Raw genomic sequence first — 23,015 nt, forward strand, 5'->3', positions numbered from 1 at the left:
CTCAGTGCACCAGCGCGCCGATCATGCGCACGGGGCGCTTACGTGGGAATACCCGCTCCAGCCACACGGCGAAGGCCGGCAGCACAGTCATGGCCATGACCATGTTGACGATGAACATGAAGGCCAGCAGCTTGCCCATGTCGGCCTGGAACTTGAGTTCCGAGAAGGCCCAGGTGGCCACGCCCACGGCCAGGGTGATGGCGGTGAAAATAGTCGCGACACCCACTTCGAGCAGCGCGTATTCCACGGCTCTGGTGATCGACTGCCCATGGGCCAGGTGCAGTTGCAGACGGTTGTAGATGTAGAAGGCGTAATCGACGCCAATGCCCACCGCCAGCACCATCACCGGCAAGGTGGCGATGGTCAGTCCGATCTGCAGCTCCTTCATGAACCAGTAGCCAATGAAGGTGCCGATGGTCAGCGGAAGGCAACACACCAGGACTGCCCGCAAGTCGCGATACACCACGAACACCAGCAATGCGATGGCGGCATAGACATAAAGCAGCATGGGTGTTTCGCTTTTTTCCACTTCTTCGTTGATGGCTGCCAGCACCCCGGCGTTGCCCGAAGCGAGGCGCACCGAGATGCCTGGCAGGGGGTATTCGCTGCGCAATGCCTTGGCGGCATCCACTACCCGGTTGATCGTGGTGGCTTTGTGATCGGCCAGGTACAGGTGCACTGCGGACATGCTGCAGTCGGTGCGCATGAGCCCGGGCGTGCGCGCAACCTCGGTAGCCAGGGCGGCGTAGTTCATCGGGTCAATGGGCACTGCCGCCATCTTCGGGTTGCCTTCGTTGTAGCCCTCATTGAACTGGCGCATGTTGCTGGAGAACGACGCGACCGAAAGGACGCCAGGCACCCCCTGCATGGCCCACACGAAGCGATCCTGATACTGGCCCAGGGCAACATCCTCGCAGGCCACCTGACTGTCTTCGCCAGAGGGGTCCTTGTTGACTTCGAACACTATGCTGAGCCAGTCCAGGCCAATGTCGTAGTTGCCGGCGATGGAGACCGCATCGCGATTGAAGCGGGCGTCCTCGCGCAACTCCGGCGCGCCCGCCTGCAGCGTGCCAACGACACGGTCATGGCTTTGCCAGATCGCCACCAGGAATACCACCAAGGCAACGCCGAGCACCCATTGTGCCCTGCGCGGCTCGGCGAGCCGGGCCATGCCACGCAGCCAGCGGGTCCGGCGCTGCCGGGAGGCTTCCTGGGCGGCCGCGTACTTGTCATCGACACTCAATAACGACGCCATCAACGGCAACATCACCAGGTTGGTGATGATCTTGTAGGCCACGCCAAGCGAGGCCGTGATCGCCAGCTCCCGCACCATCGGAATGGGGATCAACAGCAGCGTCACGAAGGAAACCAGCGCGGTCACCAGCGCCAGCGTCCCGGGAATCAGCAACCCCGTGAAGCTCGAACGCGCCGCCGCTTCGGCGCTCTTGCCGATGGCGATCTCGCGGACGATGAAGTTGATTTGCTGCACGCCATGGGACACCCCGATGGCGAATACCAGGAAGGGCACCAGCACCGCCAACGGGTCGAGCCCGTACCCCAACAGGCGCAGGCTGCCGAACTGCCACACCAGAGAGGCCAACGAACAGACCAGCGCCAGCAGCGTGAAGCGCAGCGAGTGGCAATACCAGTACACCGCCCCCGCCGTCAGCAGCAACGCCAGCAGACAGAACTCCAGCACGGCTGAAGCCCCGTCAGCAATATCACCGATCTGCTTGGCGAAACCGATGATCTGGATTTCGAAATCGCCATCCTCGAATTGCTGGCGGATCTCTTTCTCCAGCCTGTGGTTGAACGCCACATAGTCAAGGTGCGCGCCATTGGTGTCGTATTCGTTGAGTTCCACCGTGATCATCGCACTGCTCTGATCCCGGGAAACCAGCGTGCCGATGAAACCACCCTGGGCGGTGGAGCTGGCGATCGTCGCGATGACCTGGTCATCCAGGTGCTCGGGCGAAACCGTTCCTGGTACCAGTGGGTCAGCGCGAAAACCTTCTTCGGTGATTTCGTTGACGAAGGCATTGGGCGTCCACAACGAACGCACGCTGCTGCGCGAAACACCCGGGAGGAAGGTCACCGCCTGGGTGACGTCATACAGCCGTTTCAGGCCTGGGGCGCTCCAGATATCGCCCTGTCGGGCCTTGACCACGAGGGTCAGCCGGTTCGCTCCCAGCAGGTCGTTGCGGTAGGCCTCGAATGTCTTGATGTATTCGTGGCCTACCGGCAATTGCTTTTCAAAGCCTGCATCCATGCGCAGTTGCACGGCGAACCAGCCCATGATCAGCGTGAACACCGCCAGGCTCGCCAGCACCAGGCGACGATGCCTGAACAACACACCCTCGACACGTGACAGCAGGCCAGGTGCCGGAGCTTCGGATAACTTTACAGAACCGTTCACGGCGGGCCTCACAAGGTGCGGGAAATCGCGATGCCGACATAGTCGCGGTCACGATAAAGCTGGTCGTAGGGCGTGTCGCCGCCCATGAACTTCGCGTAGTTGAGGGAGATCTGCCAACTGGCCGGGTTTCGCACGAAGTTCAGATACAGGTTCATGCTGCTCGCGTCTTCGGTGAAGGTCGCACTCAGGTTCGGCGTCCTGCCCCCCAGCGATCGCGAATAGAAGACACCTGGCGTGACCTGCCAGCCCGGCAGCAAGGTGCCGTCATAGGTCAGGCTGAAGTCCAGGTTGATGCCAGAGGACGTCTTGTCGCCACGGGGCTTGGGCGCTGTCGCAGGGTCCAGCTGCCAGGTATTGAGCCCCGCAGCGAGTGGCTCGCCATTGACCTCGTCATGCAGCCCTGGGTATTTGATGACCACCAGCTCGGACAGCAAGGTGCCCGTGCTGGCCCCGGTGAAGTCGAGCAGCGTCGGGGAGTTGGAAGGCGTGAAGCTGTAAAGCCCGGTGAGGTGCCACTGCAATTTCTTCTCGTCCTTCCAGCATTTGCCGCCATTGCTGGAGCACAGGTCGATGACCGGGTTGAGCATGACCGAATCCTTAGGCCGGTACGACAGCTCCGTACCGACGGCCCAGTCACCGATCGGCATGTTGGCACTGATGCCATACATCATTCGGTCTTCTTGGTATTCCCAGGTGGGGGCAGCGGCGAAGGTGTCGGGGTCAAGAATGGCAACACGCAACGACGGCAACTTGTCGTGATAACGCATCACGTAGAAGCCGTAGTTGATGTCGCTGTCCTCCGGTTGCCAGCGCAGCGAAAGGCCCCACTGGCCGCTGTCGCGGGCGTCCTTCTCGGAGAACCCGTAGTCCCCCCTGCCCTCACCCAGCGCGTTGTTGGTGGACCAGTAGCTGCCCACCGGCGGCAACTCGCTCTTGTTCCAGCGGAACTGATAGTAGGCCTCGACATTCACGCCCGACCCCAGGCCCGAGGCGACACTGAGCATCGGCGCCGGCAGCACGGCCTCCTTGAGCTGCACGCCGGGGCGCGCCAAGGCCTGGTAGTCGTAGGCGTTGGTGTTGTTGATGCCACCGGCCACGAACAGGCTTTCGCCCCAGTTGATCACCTGGTTGCCCAGGCGCGCGCGGACCCGCTGCCCGCCCATGTCGAAGCCTTTGCTCACCCACAGGTCCAGCAGGCGGGCCTTGAAGGCGAGATCGTCGCGGGCGTCGTCACTCAGCCCGTTGCTGCCGACGCTCTCTGGGGTGTTGAACGACAGCGTGCCGGTGGTATCGGTGGCAGCGAAGTCGCGGATCCAGGTCCCGCGCGCCATGAAGGTGAAGTCCTCGGGCATCTTCAGCAACAGCTCATGGGTGCCCTTGAGGTAGTTGGTGAACATGTCGCCGCGGTCGTAGTTCAGGTCGCCCTGGTCCGCCACGCCGGAGCTCTGCGCCAGGCAGCCGGAGGGCACGTTGTGCCCGGTCGGCCCCTGGTTGATCAGGTTGCAGGCCCGCGACTCGGTACGCAGGCCCATGCCTGCGGTGATCGTGGAGTCGAAGGAGCCATTGAGGGTTTCGGTTTCAAATGTGAACCCCACTGCCAGTGGGGTTGCGCACACGATCACAAGGCCTGACGCTTTCGTAATTATTTTTTTCATGTGGGCTCTCGATCTGGCGTCGGTTTAGCGCTCGCTGATGGCTCGCAGATTGTCGGAGGTGAAGAAGTCGCGTTTCAGGCGAGGGTTGCCGCTGTCTTCGGTGAGCCAGCGAATATCGTTCTTGCCCGCGCCGATCGAGGTCATGTCGAACAGGTAACGATGATCGGCCAGGTTGTACTGGACCTGGGCCTGCACGTCGCACGCGCCGGTCTCGTAGACGGGGATCGAGAACCCTTCACGCACCTTCCAGATCTGTCCCTGCTTGTCATAGTCAACGGCCAGCAACGGGTTCCAACTGTCCTCGTCGATGTAGAACAGGCGCTTGGGCGCCTGGTGGCGCATGCCCTGACGAACATTGGCCTCGACGACCCAGACACGATGCAGTTCGTAGCGGCGCGACTGCGGCGCGATGGAATCGTCGCCGGCGAAGCTTTCCACCTTGGCTGCGGTGTCATAGGCGCCAAAGGCGTTGTACGGCACCAGGAGTTCCTGCTTGCCGATCAGTTTCCAATCGAAACGGTCCATGGCCCCGAAGAACACGTTCGCCTCATCGACGGTGTACTGGTTGTCCAGCCCGATCTGCGGAGCGTCATAGGAATACGACGGCATGCGCCTGACCCGACGCTGGCCGGGGAAATAGTAAAAGGTACTGGCCTGCTCGCCGGCGATAGTTGTCTGCACCCCAGCCTGGCCGGCCAGCGCCGCTGGCTCCCGGTAACTGGAGAACGTGGCGTTTTCCAAGCGGCCAATGGACGAAAAAAGCGCACTGCCTTTCTTTCCCCAAGGCGTATAGAAAAAGGTGTCCGATGACTGACGTAACCACTCCCCGCCCTTGCGCGGCGAAATGCCTGAAATGCTTTTGGGAATTTCGACACCAAGGCCGCGATAGCGCATCTTCATGTTCCACATCACCTCTGCGCCGGTACTGGGCAGAGGGAACGGGATGCCCGGCACATGGGCGTCCTCGAGGGCAACGCCGGTGGAGTCGAGCTTGGCGAATCCAATGTTCTGCCGCGTGTTATCCGCCACGAAGTCCGGCACTCCACAGGTGCGGCGGGTCGGATAGACCTCCATGCGGTAGCCTGGAATCTGCTTGAACAGTTCGAGCTGGCCGGGGGAAAGCTTGCTCGCATACTGCGCCACGCTGTTCGAGTCGATGCTGTAGAGGGGTTTGTCATCCTTGAACTTCCAGTGGTCCCCCCGCACCTGGCCATAGCTCCAGCCCCCCCCTTGCGGCCCCGGGGCAGTCCAGGCCGGAATATCCCCGCTTGAACTTGCTGCCACCTCACCGCCCAGTGGCGTGAGCTTCGAACCCAGCTCCCCGGCCCCCTGGGGTGCGGCCTGTACCGAGCAAATCGCGGTCGATACCGCGAGGGTAACTAGCAGCTGCCTGAAAATACAGCGGGCGGACATGTCGTCTTTCTGCCCTATAGATACTTCTTTCATTGGAGGCTCCTCGAACAAAGGGCCTGGACCGGCTACCCGACCATCCACATGGAAATGGGCACCTATCGCAAGCTGATCATTTGACATGATCAATTGACCATGTCAAATGATCAGAAAGCAATCCACATGCCAGAAGTCTCTTGGTATGATTAAGTTAAATAAATCAGGTATTTAGTCGTAAGTGGCGATCTATGTTCATCAGATGCCTGCACCTTAATGGGAAGTAAAGAAACATGTGTTACCAGTGCATGCCCAATCATGATGCACTGCGTAGTTATACTCACCCGTCACAAGCCGCCATCTTTATTGCATCAGCCTTAATCTTTCCATTCACAACCCAAGCATGGAAATTAATAATTTAGCCATAAAAAAACCGCCCCTGAAGGCGGTAAAGAAGCGGGCCGATGGCCCGACATGGAGTTACTTCGAATCAGGGGATTGGCGGCACAACAGCGCACCTGCGCCGCTCAATTTAACGAACATTGAGTAACGCCTCAACACTTCTAGAACGCTGAAGTGCACCATAGGCATAAAACGATTGCACAATCGAGTACGACCAAGTCAAGAAAGCAAAGGTCATGAATACCATCTTTGAATCGTCACCCGGAATCGGAAAGAAGTCATACCGGAATGCTATCGTTAGCCCCGCCACACCGCCCAAGGTGGTAGCCAGCGCATGCAGAAGCTCTCTGGCACGAACCAGCCGCCAGATGAAATAGGCCAGGTACGCTGTGTAAGCCAGCCACATCACTATATAAAAATAAGGCAGGAATAGCTTGAATGAACTCGACATGAAGTAATTGGCTGCAAGCGCAAAGCCAGCCAGGAACAACACAATGTCATTCAGCGGGGACGGCTTGTAGTCGTGCGTTACCGCCATCAAGCCAAGCGTTGCAATAACAGGAATTCCAACGCCCCGGGAAAAAGCATCGAGGAATATGGCAACGTTATAATTTGCCAGCCAGCCCGTAACGATGAAGATCGCGAAATTCGTCGCGGATATCCCGACAATCAAAAATTCTCCGCCGAGCAGATAATTTCTTCGCCCGATGAATGCCGCTCCATAATACAGACCACAGATGATCAGCAATATACATGAGCCCAGGATACTCACTTCTATAAGTTCCACGAGAACAGCCTCTCTCAATCTGAGGATCGACATCACACTGCACGTCGAAATCGGCAGCCAATCAGACGGCTATTGCAAACCCGATCAGCGGGGAAATACGGACTGAATTATTTGACCTGCACCGGTAACTAAAGTTATCCGAGCAGGTCATGGCCGCGATTAGTTGACCAGGGCCCTCAGGTCGCTGTCGATTTTATTCAGCGTTTCCTGAGAAATAAACCCACCAGAATATTTCGCCGCCGTCACTAAGGCAAAGCCACGGGCCATGCCAATTTGTGGGTGTTTACCGATACCGGGCAGGTGCTTTTCAAGGATCTGGCTCGTAGTGCTGTTATCCAGCAGCTCGCCAACTTTCGAGTCGATTGAGAACGCCATGGTGTTATCTCCTTGGTTGCGCCCCAAAGGGCAGAAATTCAATACGCAGCAGGCTGTGCGAACTCAGAATCTCAGAAGCCTTTTCCAGGCTCGGAAAAAGCAGGCATGCCCAAGAGCTCTTGTGGGTCACGCATCTGGCCATCAATTTCCACCCAGCCCAGCAGCGTGGAGCTCACACTCCAGCCCAGCAGGCGTTGCATTTCTGCGGGGAGCTGGCGAACCCGTTCAACGGGAATGGAAAGGAAGTGATTTTCTTCGAGGCGCAGGATAGCCAAGTCGTAGGCCATGGTCAGACCAGTACGAGGAGACGCGGTGGTATTGGCGCCACCGCCGTGATAGAGCGACCCCAGCCACAACAGCGCAGAGCCTGCTTTCATCTCGGCGGCGATGGTTTCTTCCTGAGTCGGCCCGCGCTCGTCATCCCATTGATGACTGCCCGGAATAACACGCGTGGCACCGTTCTCTTCGGTGAAGTCCGAGATGGCCAGCATGATCTGCAGGCGGGCCTCGCGCCCGAACTGGGGATGTCGCCACAACGAGGTGGCATCGTCGCGGTGCAGGGGTTGGAGGCCTTGGCCCGGGCCGATCTGAATGGCCTGGGTAATGCTGAGTTGAATGTCAGGCGCCATCTCGATGCGGTCGCTGCCCACCCAGACATGGGTCGGTGTCTGCAGGATCTGCCTGGCCGCCCCGATGAACAACGGGTTTAGTGCCACCTCCACCGCCGTATCGCTTCGCCCGATGATGCGACCGATACGACGGGTCTGCGTGCCTGCGAAATAGGGGTCTTCTCCGCAGGGCGTGACATTCAAGTAGGTGTCCAGCTCTTCGGTGAGGCACTTGAGCGTCTCTGGCGAGACGAAGTCGGCAATGATGACCCCGCCGTCACGCCGAATGATTTCCACCACCTGTTCGACCGGCGCATCACTGCTGACCGTCGAGAGTTTTCGTGTATCCATCTGCCTTCTACCTGTCCGGTTGTTTATTGTTCTACCCAGCGAGCTCGGGCAACCGCCTCGTCCCACCGGCGCAACCACCACAGCAACCTCTTATGCCGCTGCCGAAGCCCGTAATTATCTGTTCGGCGTTGCCATGATTATCGAATATAGTCATTTGATCAAGTCATTTGATCTGGTTTTTTAGCGCCTCGCCTCGGTCTCGGTGAGATAGGCACTCAGCATCTGCCTCTGGGTAATGGCCACATACCGATAGCAAGACCGCAGACGCAAAGGGGTGCATCGACCATCTCATGGATTGGGCCATGACTTTGCGATAGCATTCGTCACCGCCGACGCCGGACCCGGCGGTTGGCGCAAGGCCAAAAGGGGAGAACGCTGAATGGCTCGGATAGGCGCGGAAGAACGCAGACAGGATTTCATTGAAGCGACCATCAAGGTGATCGCAGAACACGGCATAGCCAACGCCACGACGCGGCGCATCGCGGCAGCGGCAGATTCGCCACTGGCCTCGCTGCATTACGTTTTTCACACCAAGGAAGACTTGTTCTATGCGGTCTACGAGTCCTTGATCAACATGCCGCAGCAATCGCTGCAGGCTCCGGCAAACACTCTCCCCGCCGAATCGGTAGGGGAAATGCTGCGCCAGTTGGTCAAGTGGTTCATCGCACACCCCGAACGGGCCATAACCCAGTTCGAGCTGTTCTTCTGGAACCTGCGCAATGACCCGGAAATGGCAGCGAAGATCTATACCGTTTCCATCGAAGCAACCCAACAGGCCATCCAGAAGGCGACCGGCGATGCGCTGGATCAGGCCGCACTCACCACAGTCAGTCGGCTGCTCATCAACCTTTTCGATGGTTTGCTTCTCTCCTGGACCGCCCACGGCAACCTCGAACGCCTGGAGGCTGAGACAGAAACGGCCTGCCAGGCAGTTAAGCTGCTGGTCGCCAGCTACTAAGATGTCATTCAGATTGCCGTGGTCCGGTGTGACACGGCAATCCGGTATCCATAGGGTCTGACAGACAAACGGACTGTCGCCTCTTGCCACACAAACCCACATATCGCCCCGTCATAACGACGCCAAAATCTGCAGTCGCCCGACGCGCAATCCCCCCTTATCCAATCCCACCAGGTTCAAATCGTCCCAAAAAAATGCCTTCGCGATGCATTTTGCACCTTGCCCCGGGGAATCTGTCGCCCCATCATGGTCAAATGATCAAGTCAAAAGATCAGCCTCTATAACACAATAATAGGAAGCCCTATGTCCTCGCACACTGCTCTTCCGGTTGAGCCACTCGATATATTGATCATGGGAGCCGGTGTGTCTGGCATCGGTGCGGCCGCCTATCTGCGGCGCCATCAGCCTCACAAGACCTTCACGATTCTCGAGTCTCGTGAGCGAATGGGCGGCACCTGGGACCTGTTCCGCTATCCCGGCATCCGCTCGGACTCCGACCTGTACACCTTCGGCTTCGACTTCAAGCCCTGGACCAAGGCGAAATCCCTGGCGGACGCCGCAGACATTCTCGAGTACCTGCGTGAAGCGATCGACGAGCATGAGCTGGAGTCCTTGATCCAGTACAAGCAGAAAGTCATCTCGGCGAACTGGCAAACGGACAAGGGCTTGTGGGCGGTGCGGGTGGAGGACGGTTACCTGGGGCAGGCCCGCACAATCGAATGTCGCTGGCTGTTCAGCGCAGGCGGCTACTACAGGTACGACCAAGGATTCAGCCCCCGCTTCGAGGGAGCCGAACAGTTCAAGGGGCAGATCGTTCATCCGCAACACTGGCCAGAGAACCTGGATTACACGGGCAAACGTGTTGTAGTGATCGGCAGCGGCGCGACGGCAGTGACCCTGATTCCAGCGATGGCGGACAAAGTCGCCAGCATCACCATGCTGCAGCGTACGCCCTCCTACATCATCAACCAACCAGCCAATGATGCGGTTGCGGCGTTTCTGCGCAAGGTCCTGCCCGAGCAAACCGCTTACTCTCTGACACGCTACAAGAACGCCAGGATCACCCTGGCCTTCTGGGCCTTCTGCCAGCGCTTCCCCAAGCTTTCCCGCAAACTGCTGCTATGGCTGACGCGCAAGGAGCTGCCGAAAGGCTACCCGGTCGACGTCCATTTCAATCCGCCCTACAACCCTTGGGACCAGCGCTTGTGCACGGTACCTGAAGGCGACCTGTTCAAGGCGATCAGCGCGGGCAAGGCCGACATCGTCACCGACCATATCGAGCGGTTCACCGAATCCGGCCTGTTGCTGAAATCCGGCAAGGCGTTGGAAGCTGACATCGTAATTACCGCCACCGGGCTGAATGTGCAGATGTTCGGGGGGGTCAGTCTGTACAAGGACGATAAGCCAGTGGTGCTGAGCGACACTCTCGCCTACAAAGGAACCATGCTCTCCGGTGTACCCAACTTCGCGTTCGCGGTGGGCTACACCAACTCCTCCTGGACCCTGAAAGTGTGCCTGCTGTGCGATCACTTCTGTCGCTTGCTGGGTTTCATGGACAACCACGGCTACAACGTCTGCGAACCCCAGGCGCCAGATGGGATCGAGACCCGCCCTCTGCTGGATTTTGGTGCCGGCTATGTGCAGCGCGCCTTGGACAGCATACCGCGCCAGGGGCCGAGCGAGCCCTGGGTGATGTCGATGGATTACTTCCGCGATACCAAACTCCTGCGCCGAGGTGCTGTAGCTGACAAGTGCCTCGCGTTCTCCTCCGTACCCAGCGCACCCTTGCGTGCGAACGTCGAGCTGCAGCAACAGGGTAGCCGCGGATGAGCCCCGATCGCTTCTGCGAACTGCCCGGCGAGCGCCCTCTTTGCTATCGCAGCCACGGGTCCGAAACGGCGCCAGCGGTCATACTCATCGTCGGCCTGGGGCTGCAATTGACCTACTGGCCGCAACCGATCATCGCCGGCCTGGTCGAGCGGGGGTTTCGCGTCATCACGCTGGACAACCGCGACTCGGGCCGGTCGTTCTTCACCGACGTAGTCCCTCCCACGGCCATGCAGCAGTTCTTGCGCAAGCGCACCCCCGGCTATGACCTGGGTGACATGGCCAACGACGTGATCGGGCTCATGAACGGCCTGAACCTGGCAACGGCGCACGTGGTGGGCATGTCGATGGGCGGCATGATCGCCCAGACCCTCGCTGCCCGTTACCCCGAGCGTATCAGGTCGCTCACCTCGATCTTCTCGACCACCGGATCGCTGCGCGTCGGCCAGCCGGCGTTGAAATCCATTCGGCAGCTGCTGCGCCGCCCACCGCGCAGCGAGCAGGAAAGCGTTCGCGACTACCTGGACATCATGCGCCTGATCGGCTCGACCCTGGAGTGGAATGAACCCGCCTTCCGTGACTATGCCCTGTCGGCCTGGGAGCGAGGCGGTGGCGAGGCCGGCAACGTCGGTACGGCCAGGCAGATCGGCGCGATCATCAATTCCGGCGATCGCACCCAGGAACTGCAACGGATTCGTTGCCGCACCCTGGTCATCCATGGCGATGAAGATCTCATGGTCGCGACCAGCGGCGGGTACGCCACGGCCGCAGCTATCCGTGGTTCCAGTTTGGTGCTGCTGCCCGGGATGGGGCACGACTTCCCGCCTTGCCTGTCCGGCACGCTGCTGTCCTTGCTGGCAGGACACATGCTGTAGCGCGATCACCCTTTCAGGGGCGTGCAGCTTGGCCGCCCCTCTTTTTACCCCCCAAGGAGGCCTTTGACGACAGGTTCAAGCAAAACCCAGAACAACAAAATGCTGGCTTGTGCGAAACGCCAGGCCACACATCATCCGCTTGAGCTGTTATCCACGGCCTGGCGCAAGTGCTCCTCTACTGCCCTTTCAACAATGACAACAATTGAGCAAGAGGTACGTATGGACTTCAAGTTTTTACTCCCCAGCAAAGTCGTGATGGAACCTGGTCTGCGCGAGCGCACCGGCGAACACCTGCACTCACTTGGCCTGGCCCGCGTGCTCGTCGTGACCGATCCTGGGGTCAAGGCGGCGGGCCTGCTGGACAGCGTCTACGCCAGCCTGGAGAAGGCAGGCATCGCCTTCGAGGAAGTGTCGGACATCAAGGCCAATCCGCGCAGCGAGGACGTCAATCAGATCGCGCAGCGATATCGCGGCAAAGGTATCGATGGCTTGCTAGCCGTAGGCGGGGGCAGTGCCATGGATGCAGCCAAGGCCATCAGCCTGCTGCTCAGCCATGAGGGTCGGATCGAGGACTACGAAGGTTCGTTCACGCTCACCCATGCCATCCCGCCTATCGTTGCCATTCCGACCACGGCTGGCACCGGCAGCGAAGTAACCTGCTTCTCGGTGATCACCGATACCGCCCGTCATTACAAGATGAGCGTGCACGATTACCGGCTCGGGCCAGTGCTGGCATTGCTTGACTCTCATATCCTCGACACGCTGCCCGCGTCGATTGCCGCCGCAACCGGCATGGATGCCCTGACCCACGCCATCGAAGCCTACACCGGCCGCGTGTCGAACCCCATCAGCGACGGCCTGGCGCTGCATGCCATCCGCCTGATCAGCCAACACCTCAAGCCCGCCGTGCTGGAACCCGGCAACCTGCACGCCCGCGAGCAGATGCTGGTGGCCAGCCTGATCGCCGGCATGGCCTTCGGTAATGCAGACGTCGGCAGCGTGCACTGCATTTCCGAAGCCATTGGTGGCATGTACGACACGCCACACGGCGTGGGCAACGCGATCTTCTTGCCCTTCGTGTTCGGCCATAACCGCGACGCCGACATCATTCGCCACGCGCAGGTCGCCTACGCACTGGGCATCGACCCCAACCTCTCGCCGGCCGAGGCCGCCGAGGCCGCCGTCGGCTACCTGTTCCAGATGAGCAAGGACCTGGGCATCCCCCGCTTCGCCGAGGTGAAAGGCGTGCGCGAGGAAGACTTCCTGAGCATCGCTGAAAAATCGAAGAAGAACTTCTCCGATGGCAGCAATGCGAAGGAGATGACCGTGGAAACCTACCGTGAAATCGTCGCCACTGCTTACCACTTCGTAGCGTGAGGGCTGTCAGTCATGAGCGAATCAACCCCCAGCGCTTCGCTGAAGCGCACCTTGGGCCCGTTTTCGGTCCTGCTGTTCGGCCTGGCGTTCCTCGCCCCGTTGATCGTCTTCGGCACCTATGGCGTGATCTCGCAGGCCAGTGGCAACACCACGGCGATGGCCTACCTGATCGCGGCGACCGGCGTGGTGTTCACGGCGTTGAGCTATGGCCGGCTGGTCAGGGTGTTCCCGGTGGCCGGTTCGGCCTACACCTATACCCGCAAGATGCTCAGCGCCAACCTCGGCTTCATGGTGGGCTGGGCCGCCCTGCTCGATTACTTCTTCATTCCGATGCTGATCTGGCTGCTTGGCGCCAGCTATCTCAACATGGCCTTTCCAGATGTGCCGCAGTGGGTGTGGATTACCGGTTTCATCGTCTCTACCTCGCTGCTGAATGTGCTGGGCATCCAGGTCGCCAACCGCTTCAACCTGCTGTTGATGGGCGCGCAACTGGCGATCATCGTGGTGTTTATCGGCCTGTGCGTGCATTACATCGTGGCTGCCAACGGCCCTGGAGGACTGCTGTCGGCCAAGCCGTTCTTCAACCAGGATGTGCCCTTTGCCACCAGCATGGCCGGCGCCGCCATTGCTGCTTACTCGTTCCTGGGCTTCGACGCACTGTCCACGCTCAGCGAGGAAACCCGTGACCCAGGCCGCACGCTGCCCCGCGCGATCCTGATGGTCGCGCTGATCGGCGGTTCGGTCTATGTCGGCTCCTCGTACTTCATGTACCTGGCGCACCCCTCCCCCACGTTCGAGCTGGTGGACGGCGCTGCCTTCGAGATTGCCCGCATGATCGGTGGCGACCTGTTCTTCGCCGTGGTCCTGGCGGGGATCATCATCGCCCACTTCGCCGCGGGCATGTCGTTCCAGGCCAGCGTGGGCCGGCTGCTGTACGCCCTCGGCCGGGACAACCAACTGCCGCGCAAGCTGTTCGGTGCATTGCACCCTCGCTACAGGACGCCGACCTTCAACATCCTGCTCTGTGGCATTTTCGGCACCGCGGGTTTTGGCCTGACGATCGCCACCGCGACGTCCCTGGTCAATTTCGGCGCTTTTCTAGCCTTTACCGCCGTCAACCTCTGCGCGCTGCGGCTCACCTTCGATGCACGCGTCAAGGACGGGGCCGGCCTGCTGCGCGGCGTGCTCTTCCCACTCATCGGCCTGGTCACGGCCGGCTGGATGCTGGCCAGCCTGGATAAAGACGCACTGATCATGGGCTGTATCTGGCTCGCCCTGGGCGCGGTTTACCTCGCCTGCCGGACCAGTTTCTTCCGCAACCCGGTGCCTGACGCGCTGGCGTAGCGGCCACCTGCCAATCGAATGTCCTGACAACAACCACAAGGCAAGGCCCCGGCCTTGCAGTTCAATGGCGAGAATCGACATGCAAACCAAACTCCTGATCAACGGTGCCCTGGTGGCCGGCGAAGGCGAAAACCTCGACGTGTACAACCCGTCCCTTGGCAGCGTCCTGGTACAGACCACCGAAGCCAGCCGCGCCCAGGTCCACGCCGCGGTGCAAAGCGCCGATGCGGCCTTCGACGCCTGGTCGCAAACGCCGCCCAAGGACCGCGCGGCACTGCTGCTCAAGCTCGCTGACAGCATCGACGCCCAGGCGCCGGTGTTCGCCCGCCTGGAGGCGGACAACTGCGGCAAGCCGTTCACCGCCGCGCTGCAGGACGAACTGCCTGCCGTATCCGACGTATTCCGCTTCTTTGCCGGCGCCGTGCGCTGCCTTCAGGGCTCGGCGGCGGGCGAGTACATCCCGGGCCACACCTCGATGATCCGCCGCGACCCGGTGGGCGTGGTCGCCTCCATCGCCCCGTGGAACTACCCCCTGCTGATGGCGGCCTGGAAACTGGGCCCGGCCTTGGCCGGCGGCAACACCGTCGTGCTCAAGCCGTCGGAACACACGCCGATGAGCACCTTGAAACTGGGCGAGCTGCTCGCCGACATCTTCCCCGCCGGCGTGGTCAACATCGTCCACGGCCGCGGCGCCTCGGTGGGTGAACCGCTGACCAGCCACGCCCAAGTGCGCATGGTGTCGCTGACCGGCTCCGTGCGCACCGGCAGCCGCATCATCGAAGGCACCGCCGACAGCGTCAAACGCATGCACATGGAGCTCGGTGGCAAGGCGCCGGTGTTGATCTTCGACGATGCCGACATCGATGCAGCCGTCGAAGGCATCCGCGCCTTCGGCTTCTACAACGCCGGCCAGGACTGCACCGCCGCGTGCCGCCTCTATGTGCAGAAGGCGGTGTACCCGGAATTCGTGCGCAAGCTCGGTGAAGCCGTATCCAGCATCAAGTGCGGGCTACAGGATGACCCGGCGACCGAGATGGGCCCGCTGATCACCCAGGAGCACCTGGAACGCGTGGAGGGCTTCGTGAACCGTGCCAAGGAGCTGCCTCATATCGAGGTGGTCACCGGCGGCAAGCGCGCTGCGGGTGGCGGTTTCTTCTTCGAGCCGACGGTCCTGGCCGGCACCACGCAGGAGGACGAGGTGGTGTGCCGGGAAATCTTCGGCCCGGTGGTGACGGTTTCGCAATTCGAAGACGAAGCCCAGGCACTGGCATGGGCCAACGAATCGGACTACGGCCTGGCTTCATCGGTGTGGACCGCCGATGTCGGTCGCGCCCATCGCCTGGCCGCTCGCCTGCAGTATGGCTGCACCTGGGTCAACACCCACTTCATGCTGGTGAGCGAAATGCCCCATGGCGGGGTGAAGCTGTCCGGCTACGGCAAGGACCTGTCCATGTACGGGCTGGAAGACTACACCGTGGTTCGCCACGTGATGTTCAAGCACTGACCGCCCACGCCCCCGATAGCCCAGATCATTTTTCTCAAGAGGTTTGCATGAACAACATCGAGACATTCGAAAGGCTCGAGTCCAATGTGCGGATGTACTGCCGTGACTTGCCACTGGTGTTCGATACCGCCCAAGGCAGCAAGATCCGAGGTGAAGACGGCCGCGAGTACCTGGACTTCTTCGCTGGCGCGGGTGCCCTGAACTATGGCCACAACGACCCCCGCATGCGCGATGCCTTGATCGCATACCTGTCGTCCAACGGCGTGACCCACGCCCTCGACCTGCACACCACCACCAAACGCCAGTTCCTCGAGGCGATCGAGCGCGACCTGTTCAAGCCACGCGGCTGGGACTACAAGGTGCAGTTCACCGGCCCGACCGGTGCCGACGCCGTCGAAGCGGCGTTGAAGCTGGCGCGCAAGGCGACCGGGCGTACCAAGGTCGTCTCGTTCTACGGGGCTTACCATGGCATGACCGCCGGCGCCCTAGCCGTCACTGGTAACCGCACCCGCCGCGGCCCTGGGCTTTCCACCGATGTAGTGTTCGTGCCGTACGAGGACAGCCCCTACGGCGAATTCGACAGCATTGGCTTTCTCGAGCGCCTGGCCAACGACCAGGGCAGCGGCTCGGAGCTGCCGGCGGCGGTGATCGTCGAATCCGTGCAGATCCAGGCCGGCGTCTACCCGGCTTCCAACGAATGGCTGCAACGCTTGCGCAAGTGGACCACCGATCACGGCGTGCTGCTCATCTGCGACGAGATCCAGGCCGGTTGCGGCCGCACCGGCGACTTCTTCGGGTTCGAGCGTTCCGGGGTGGTGCCAGACCTGATCACCTGCGCCAAATCGATCGGCGGCTTCGGCCTGCCGATGGCGATCGTATTGATTCGCGCCAGGCTGGATGTGTGGCAACCTGGCGATCACATCGGCACCTTCCGCGGCAACCAACTGGCGTTCCTGACGGCCCAGGTCGCGCTCGGCTATTGGCGCGATGAGTCGTTCCTGAAGTTGCTGGCCACCAACTGCGCGGCCATGGAACGCGCAGTCGCCGGTTTCGCTGAAACGCCTGGCGTCGCATCCGCCCGCTGTCGCGGCATGATCGCTGGCATCGACTTCGGCCGCGGCAACGTCGCGTTCGCCAAGGATGCCCAGCAGCGCGTGCTGCAGGCCGGCGTGCTGGTCGACCGCTGCGGCCCGAACGGCGAAATCATCAAGCTGATGCCACCGGTGAACACCCCGACCGACCAGCTCGAAGAAGGCCTGCAAGCCTTCGGCGAATCGGTCGCGGCAGCGCTGAGCCAGTAACTGCACGGGCCTGCCGTGCGGCCTTTATCGATTAACGAGGTATCACCTGGCCGCTGGCACGCATCCGCCAGCGGCCGCAGGTGATCAATGATCGACCGCACCGCTGGCGCCAAGGCCGGTCTGCCCCCTTACGAACTGGTCGGCGAACGCCGCCCTTTCCGCCTTGGCTCGCGCAGACCGGTCCAGCCGGGAAACGCCATACGCCACTGCAAACGCCAGCGGCATGGAGAACAGCGCAGGCTGAGTATAGGGGAACAGCGGCTCGGCAAAGTGCAACACATCCACCCACACCAGCCTGGAAAACACCACGAAGCCCATGGCGCTGACCAACCCCGCGTAGCCACCAGCCAACGCGCCGCGCGTGGTCAACCCCGACCAGAACATCGACAGGAACAGCACCGGAAAGTTGGCCGACGCGGCGATGCCGAACGCCAGCGCGACCATGAAGGCCACGTTGATGTTTTCAAACACGATGCCCAGAGCTATCGCCACCAACCCAAGCCCCAGGGTGGCCAGCTTGGTCACCCGCAGCTCCTGCGCCTCGCTGGCCGCGCCCTTCATGATCACCCGCGCATACAGGTCATGGGCGATGGCGGAAGCTCCCGCAAGCGCCAGGCCTGACACCACGGCCAGGATGCTAGCGAAGGTCACGGCAGACAAAAAACCCAGCAGCAAGTTGCCGCCCACCGCCTGAGCCAGGTGCATGACCACCATGTTGCCCCCGCCCAGCAGCTTGCCACCCACCTGCCCGCCTTCAAAGAACCGCGGCTGCTGGCTGACGATCACGATCGACGCCAGGCCCAGCAGGAAAATGACATTGAAGAAATAGCCGATGAACCCGGTGGCATAGAGCACCGACTTGCGCGCCTCGCGGGCATCGCTGACGGTGAAAAAACGCATCAGGATATGCGGCAGCCCGGCGGTGCCGAACACCAGCCCCAGGCTCAGCGACAGCGCGGTCAATGGGTCGGCCAGCAGGCTGCCGGGCGCCAGCAGGCGCTCGCCCAGGGCATGGGTGTCCATGGCCTGGGTGACCAGCGTGTCATAGCTGAAGTCGAACTGGCGCATCGCCAGGAACAGCACCAGCGAGCCGCCGACCAGCAGCAGGAACGCCTTGATGATCTGCACCCAGGTGGTCGCCACCATGCCGCCGAAGGTGACATACAGCATCATCAGCACGCCGACGATCACCAGGGCGATGTGGTAGTCCAGGCCAAACAGCAGCCTGATCAGCTGCCCGGCCCCGACCATCTGCGCCACCAGGTAGAAACACACCACGGTCAGCGAGCCGATGGCGGCCATGGTGCGCACCTTGCCCTGGTCGAGGCGGTACGAGGTGATGTCGGCGAAGGTGAAGCGGCCCAGGTTGCGCAACCGCTCGGTCATCAACAGCAGCAACACCGGCCAGCCCGCGAAGAAGGCGATGAGGTAGATGTAGCCATCCATGCCGGAGGTGTAGATGAGCGCCGTAATCCCCAGCAGCGTCGAGGCGGACATGTAGTCACCGGCCAGCGCCAGGCCGTTCTGCCAGCCCAGGATGCCGCCACCGGCGCTGTAGAAATCCGCCGTCGAGCGGGTGCGCCGCGCTGCCCACCAGGTGATGCACAAGGTGAAGAGCACGAACACCATGAACATGCCTATCGCATGCAGGTTGAGCGGCTGACGCTGGCCCGCCTCGAGCGCAGGCGATGCCAACAGCAGGCCGGAGTGCAGCAACAAAGCCAGAAGCAGTATTTTCTTCATGCGCCCTGCTCCTCTTCCAGCCCGGCAACCAGCGCCTGCGTCAAGCGGTCGAACTCGCCATTGGCCCGGTACACATAGAACGCCGACAGCGCACAGAAGAACACGAACAGGAAAGCGCCGGCCGCGACGCCGAAGGTCATGTTCGACCCCTCGGCAAGGCGCGTGGCGATCAGCTCGGGCCAGAACGATACCAACGCGATGTAGCCATAGAATGTGGCCAGGATCAGCACGAACAGGCTGAGGGTAAAACGGTTTCTGCGCGTCACCAGTTGCTGGAACCGGGCGCTGGCGCGAACATGCGCGTATAACAGGCTGGACATGGGACACCTCGATCAATGTACTTGTTGTTATGGGGTGTGCAGGTGTTGCAGCTCGATCAGTGCTCGGCGTCGGCGGTCTGCGCCTCCTGTTGCCGGGCCCACTCGCGCAGGACGAACTTCTGGATCTTGCCGGTGGCGGTCTTGGGCAGCTCCGTGAGCGACACATGTCGCGGCGCCTTGAAATGTGCCAGGCGCTCACGGCACCAGCGGATCAGGTCGCCTTCGCTGACAGTGGCCAGCGCATCGGCGCGCAGGGTGACGAACGCATGGGGTGTCTCGCCCCAGCGCGAATCCGGGCGCGCCACCACCGCGGCCTCGACCACCTCGGGGTGCTGGTAGAGCACCTCCTCGATTTCCAGCGAGCTGATGTTCTCGCCGCCGGAAATGATGATGTCCTTGGCCCGGTCCTTGATTTCCACGTAGCCGTCCGGGTGCAGCACGGCCAGGTCGCCTGTGTGCAGCCAGCCATTGGCCAATGCGGCACGGGTGGCCTCGGGGTTGTCCAGGTAGCCTTTCATCACCGTGTTGCCACGCACCACCAGCTCGCCCAGCGTCTGGCCGTCGGCCGGCACCGGGTGGCCGCTGTCGAGATCCAGCACCGTGGCCTCTTCAAGCATCGGGTGGGCAACGCCCTGGCGGCTCATGAATCGGGCGCGGGCCTCCAGGGGCAGTTCGTCGACGCCCGGCTGCCACAGGCACAGAGTGCTGGGGCCGTAACTCTCGGTCATGCCGTAGGCATGGGTGATGCTGAACCCGCGGGCCTCCATGGCGGCGATCACCGCACTGGGCGGCGCGGCGCCGCCAGTGATCACCGAGACCGGCCCGCCAGGCGCGCCGGCATGTTCGGCGTGGATCAGCATCGACATCACCACTGGCGCGGCGCTCAAGTGGGTCACACCATGCACGGCAATCGCCGCGTGGATCGCTTCAGGCTGGACCTTGCGCAGGCACACATGGGTGCCACCGGACAAGGTCACTGCCCAGGTGTGGCTCCAGCCATTGCAATGGAACATCGGCAAAGTCCACAGGTAAACGCTGCGCGGGCCCAGCTGAAAAACCAGCGCCCCGGCGCAGGCGTTGAGGTAGGCGCCGCGGTGATGCAGGACCACCCCCTTGGGATCGCCGGTGGTGCCAGAGGTGTAGTTGATGGCAATCGACTGCCACTCGTTCTGCGGCGCGCTCAGTGGCCTTGCCGGATCACCCTGGGCCAGGAACGCCTCGTAGTCCAGGTCGTCGGCCAGCTCGTCCTGCTCGGCCGCGTCATCCTCGATGCCCACCAGCAGTGGCGGTGTGTCGAGCATGGCCAGAGCCTGCTGCACCAGCGCAGCGAACTCGCGGTCGCAGATCAGCACCTTGGCCGCGCAGTGGCGCAGGATGAAGGCGATGCTGCGCGCCTCCAGGCGAATGTTGATGCACACCAGCACGGCGCCCGCGCCAGGTACGCCGTAGTGTGCCTCGAGCATCTCGGGGATGTTCGGCGCCAGTATCGCCACCCGCTCGCCTGGCTGTACGCCGACTCGCTCCAGCGCACTGGCCAGGGCGCGGCTGCGCTGGTGCAACTGCTGGTAGCTGTAACGCCGCTCGCCATACACCACGGCGTCGCGCTGCGGGTAAACCTGGGCGGCGCGCTTGAGGAACGACAAGGGTGAAAGCGGCACATGGTTGGCTTCGTTGGGGGCGAGTTCATGCTCGAAGGTTGGGTGAATCATGACGGGCACCCCGTTGACACGTTATCCAGGCATTGAAGGTACATACAGGTCTCCTGCTTATTGTTGTTCTTGCGCCAGGCGCTGATCCGCCCCAGGTCACAGGCTGCTGCACAGATGCCCGCCGTCGACCACGATCTCGGCGCCACTCATGGCCCGCCCGGCATCGCTGGCGAGCAGCAGCAAGGCGCCGTCGAGGTCCTGCGGCTGGCTGAAGCGGCGGCTGGGAATGCGTGCGCGCAGCTTCTCCCCGGCCTCACCTGCCAGGAACGCATCGTTGAGCTCGGTCATCACGTAGCCCGGCGCCAGGGCGTTTACCCGGATGCCATGGCGCGCCAGCTCCAGGGCCATGGCGCGGGTCAGGTGAGCAAGCCCGGCCTTGGCCGCCAGATAAGGGCCGACCGCACCGGCCACGCGGCTGGCGAGGATCGAGGTCACGTTGATCAGGCTGCCGCCCTGCTCTGCGGCGACCATCCGCCTGGCGCACTCCTGGGCCACGGTCCAGGCGCCCTTGAGGTTGGTGTCGAGCACCCGGTCCCAGCTCTGGTCGTCGCAGGCCAGCAATGGCTGGCTGTCGCTCACCCCAGCGTTGTTGACCAGCACATTCAGCGGGCCCGCGGCGTCGAGCACCCGGCATACGTCATCGCGGCAGGTCACATCGAGGGCCAAGGCCTGGGCGCGACCACCGGCCAGTTCGATCGCCTCGACCAGGCTCTGCAGCGGCGCCAGGCGCCTGGCGGTCACCACCACCTCGGCACCTGCCGCCGCCAGGGTCATGGCGAAGTGTCGGCCGAGGCCGCTGGAGGCACCGGTCACCAGGGCGCGCCGCCCATCGAGGGCGAACAGTCGGGCAAGAGTCGGCTGCATCAGTGGCCTCCCGGATGCTGGTCGAGGAGTTTCTTCGCCAGGCTCATGCGATGCACTTCGCTCGGGCCGTCATAGATGCGGAACGGGCGAATGTCGCGGAAGATCCGCTCCACCACGGTTTCCCCGGTCACCCCGCGCCCGCCCAGCACCTGCACGCAGCGATCGACCACCCGCCACAGCGCCTCGGCGCTGATCACCTTGGCCATGCTCGAATCGACATTGGCGCGCTGGCCCTGGTCGAGCACCCAGGCGCAGTGCCAGACCGCCAGGCGCACCACATGCAGGTCCATCATATTGTCGGCCAGCATGAAGCCCACGCCCTGGTGCTCGCCCAGCGGCTTGCCGAACGCATCGCGGGTGCGCGCATAGTCGCAGGCGATGTCATGGGCCCGTCGTGCGGCCCCGAGCCAGCGCATGCAGTGGGTCAGGCGCGCAGGCGCCAAGCGCACCTGGGCATAGCGGAAGCCCTTGCCGATCTCGCCCAGCACATCGCTGGCCGGCACCCGCAGGTTGTCGAAGCGCAGCTGCCCGTGGCCGCCGGTGAAGCAGCTGTCCAAGGTATCCAGCTGACGTTCGTGGATGATCCCGTCGCGCTGCATGTCGGTGAGGAACATGGTCGCCGAGCCATCCTCCATACGCGCCATGATGATGGCGAAGCCAGCGCCATCGGCCCCGGTGATCAACCATTTGCGGCCGTTGATCAGGTAGTCGTCGCCATCGCGGGTGGCGGTCGTGCGCAACATCGACGGATCGGAGCCCGAGCCCGGCGCCGGTTCGGTCATGGCAAAGCACGAACGCACGTGCCCCTGGACCAGAGGCCGCAACCAACGGTCCTTCTGTGCTTCGGTGGCCACCACGTCCATCAGGTGGATATTACCTTCGTCCGGGGCATGGATATTCAGCGCCACCGGCCCCAGGGGCGAGTAGCCGGCCTCTTCGAAGACAATGGCCTTGGCCGCATGGCTCAGGCCCTGCCCACCCATTTCACGGCTGGCGTGTGGCGTCATCAGGCCCGCTGCCTGGGCGCGGGCCTGCAGGTCCCTACGCAGCGCGTCGCTGGGGCCATGAGCGTCCTGGCGTGGGTCGTTTTCCAACGGGATGATTTGCTCGGTAATGAATGCACGGGTTCTGGCTTGCAGTTCAAGCAGTTCGTCTGAGAGCGCGAAATTCAATGGGTTTCCCTCTTCGTACTTGTCGGTTTTGAAACAGGGGC

General features: G+C 62.1%; 18 protein-coding genes. 7 read left to right on the plus strand and 11 right to left on the minus strand.

All coding sequences use genetic code 11. The annotated features are described in order from the left end of the window. Position 1: 1 nt before the first annotated feature. The 6 genes from ACOKS3_RS16455 to ACOKS3_RS16480 form a co-directional block, all read right to left on the minus strand. A complete protein-coding gene (locus ACOKS3_RS16455; RefSeq protein ID WP_422764423.1) occupies positions 2–2,416 on the minus strand; it encodes an efflux RND transporter permease subunit in 2,415 nt (804 codons plus the stop codon). Positions 2,417–2,424: 8 nt separating this feature from the next. Further along, positions 2,425–4,071 carry a DUF1302 domain-containing protein gene (locus tag ACOKS3_RS16460; RefSeq protein WP_422764422.1) on the minus strand — a complete coding sequence of 549 codons (1,647 nt, stop codon included), beginning with the start codon at positions 4,069–4,071 and terminating at the stop codon, positions 2,425–2,427. 24 nt (positions 4,072–4,095) lie between these two features. Further along, on the minus strand, positions 4,096–5,517 hold the full coding sequence (locus tag ACOKS3_RS16465) for a DUF1329 domain-containing protein (protein ID WP_463581445.1): 1,422 nt from the start codon (positions 5,515–5,517) through the stop codon (positions 4,096–4,098). Positions 5,518–5,989: 472 nt separating this feature from the next. Then, the gene (locus tag ACOKS3_RS16470; protein WP_422764421.1) at positions 5,990–6,679 is read right to left on the minus strand and encodes a hypothetical protein; all 690 of its coding nucleotides are present in this window, start codon (positions 6,677–6,679) and stop codon (positions 5,990–5,992) included. A gap of 126 nt (positions 6,680–6,805) precedes the next feature. Further along, on the minus strand, positions 6,806–7,021 hold the full coding sequence (locus ACOKS3_RS16475; RefSeq protein WP_103447647.1) for a hypothetical protein: 216 nt from the start codon (positions 7,019–7,021) through the stop codon (positions 6,806–6,808). Positions 7,022–7,092: 71 nt separating this feature from the next. Further along, entirely contained in the window at positions 7,093–7,980 is an 888-nt protein-coding gene (locus tag ACOKS3_RS16480) for a phytanoyl-CoA dioxygenase family protein (RefSeq protein WP_422764420.1), read from the minus strand. Between the two features lie 379 nt (positions 7,981–8,359). Here ACOKS3_RS16480 and ACOKS3_RS16485 point away from each other — a divergent pair, with 379 nt between their 5' ends. The 7 genes from ACOKS3_RS16485 (at position 8,360) to ACOKS3_RS16515 (ending at position 17,166) form a co-directional block, all read left to right on the plus strand. Beyond that, positions 8,360–8,938: a TetR/AcrR family transcriptional regulator gene (locus ACOKS3_RS16485; RefSeq protein ID WP_422764419.1), complete on the plus strand. Its 579-nt coding sequence runs from the start codon at positions 8,360–8,362 to the stop codon at positions 8,936–8,938. A 303-nt stretch (positions 8,939–9,241) separates the two neighbouring features. Beyond that, complete coding sequence (locus ACOKS3_RS16490; RefSeq protein ID WP_103447650.1) at positions 9,242–10,768, plus strand: flavin-containing monooxygenase; 1,527 nt, start codon at positions 9,242–9,244, stop codon at positions 10,766–10,768. Beyond that, a complete protein-coding gene (locus tag ACOKS3_RS16495; RefSeq protein ID WP_103447651.1) occupies positions 10,765–11,640 on the plus strand; it encodes an alpha/beta fold hydrolase in 876 nt (291 codons plus the stop codon). The genes ACOKS3_RS16490 and ACOKS3_RS16495 overlap by 4 nt, the downstream gene beginning before the upstream one ends. Positions 11,641–11,859: 219 nt before the next feature. Further along, the gene (locus tag ACOKS3_RS16500) at positions 11,860–13,017 is read left to right on the plus strand and encodes an iron-containing alcohol dehydrogenase (protein ID WP_103447652.1); all 1,158 of its coding nucleotides are present in this window, start codon (positions 11,860–11,862) and stop codon (positions 13,015–13,017) included. Positions 13,018–13,029: 12 nt separating this feature from the next. Continuing rightward, complete coding sequence (locus ACOKS3_RS16505; protein WP_422764418.1) at positions 13,030–14,361, plus strand: APC family permease; 1,332 nt, start codon at positions 13,030–13,032, stop codon at positions 14,359–14,361. Positions 14,362–14,440: 79 nt separating this feature from the next. Beyond that, on the plus strand, positions 14,441–15,865 hold the full coding sequence (locus ACOKS3_RS16510; protein WP_422764417.1) for a gamma-aminobutyraldehyde dehydrogenase: 1,425 nt from the start codon (positions 14,441–14,443) through the stop codon (positions 15,863–15,865). Between the two features lie 47 nt (positions 15,866–15,912). Further along, complete coding sequence (locus tag ACOKS3_RS16515) at positions 15,913–17,166, plus strand: aspartate aminotransferase family protein (protein WP_422764416.1); 1,254 nt, start codon at positions 15,913–15,915, stop codon at positions 17,164–17,166. A gap of 84 nt (positions 17,167–17,250) precedes the next feature. On the opposite strand, the gene ACOKS3_RS16520 is transcribed toward ACOKS3_RS16515, so the two are convergent. The 5 genes from ACOKS3_RS16520 to ACOKS3_RS16540 form a co-directional block, all read right to left on the minus strand. Further along, positions 17,251–18,909 carry a cation acetate symporter gene (locus ACOKS3_RS16520; protein ID WP_422764415.1) on the minus strand — a complete coding sequence of 553 codons (1,659 nt, stop codon included), beginning with the start codon at positions 18,907–18,909 and terminating at the stop codon, positions 17,251–17,253. Then, positions 18,906–19,229 (minus strand): DUF485 domain-containing protein, encoded by a 324-nt coding sequence (locus ACOKS3_RS16525; RefSeq protein WP_422764414.1) that lies wholly within the window; start codon positions 19,227–19,229, stop codon positions 18,906–18,908. The genes ACOKS3_RS16520 and ACOKS3_RS16525 overlap by 4 nt, the downstream gene beginning before the upstream one ends. Positions 19,230–19,285: 56 nt before the next feature. Beyond that, complete coding sequence (locus ACOKS3_RS16530) at positions 19,286–20,938, minus strand: acyl-CoA synthetase (RefSeq protein WP_422764413.1); 1,653 nt, start codon at positions 20,936–20,938, stop codon at positions 19,286–19,288. A 96-nt stretch (positions 20,939–21,034) separates the two neighbouring features. Next, positions 21,035–21,802 carry an SDR family NAD(P)-dependent oxidoreductase gene (locus tag ACOKS3_RS16535; protein ID WP_103447660.1) on the minus strand — a complete coding sequence of 256 codons (768 nt, stop codon included), beginning with the start codon at positions 21,800–21,802 and terminating at the stop codon, positions 21,035–21,037. Next, the gene (locus ACOKS3_RS16540) at positions 21,802–22,974 is read right to left on the minus strand and encodes an acyl-CoA dehydrogenase family protein (RefSeq protein ID WP_103447661.1); all 1,173 of its coding nucleotides are present in this window, start codon (positions 22,972–22,974) and stop codon (positions 21,802–21,804) included. The genes ACOKS3_RS16535 and ACOKS3_RS16540 overlap by 1 nt, the downstream gene beginning before the upstream one ends. Positions 22,975–23,015 lie beyond the last annotated feature (41 nt).

Origin of the sequence: Pseudomonas sp. HS6-2, from assembly GCF_049325675.2 — a bacterium.
GTDB classification, from domain to species: domain Bacteria; phylum Pseudomonadota; class Gammaproteobacteria; order Pseudomonadales; family Pseudomonadaceae; genus Aquipseudomonas; species Aquipseudomonas putida_N.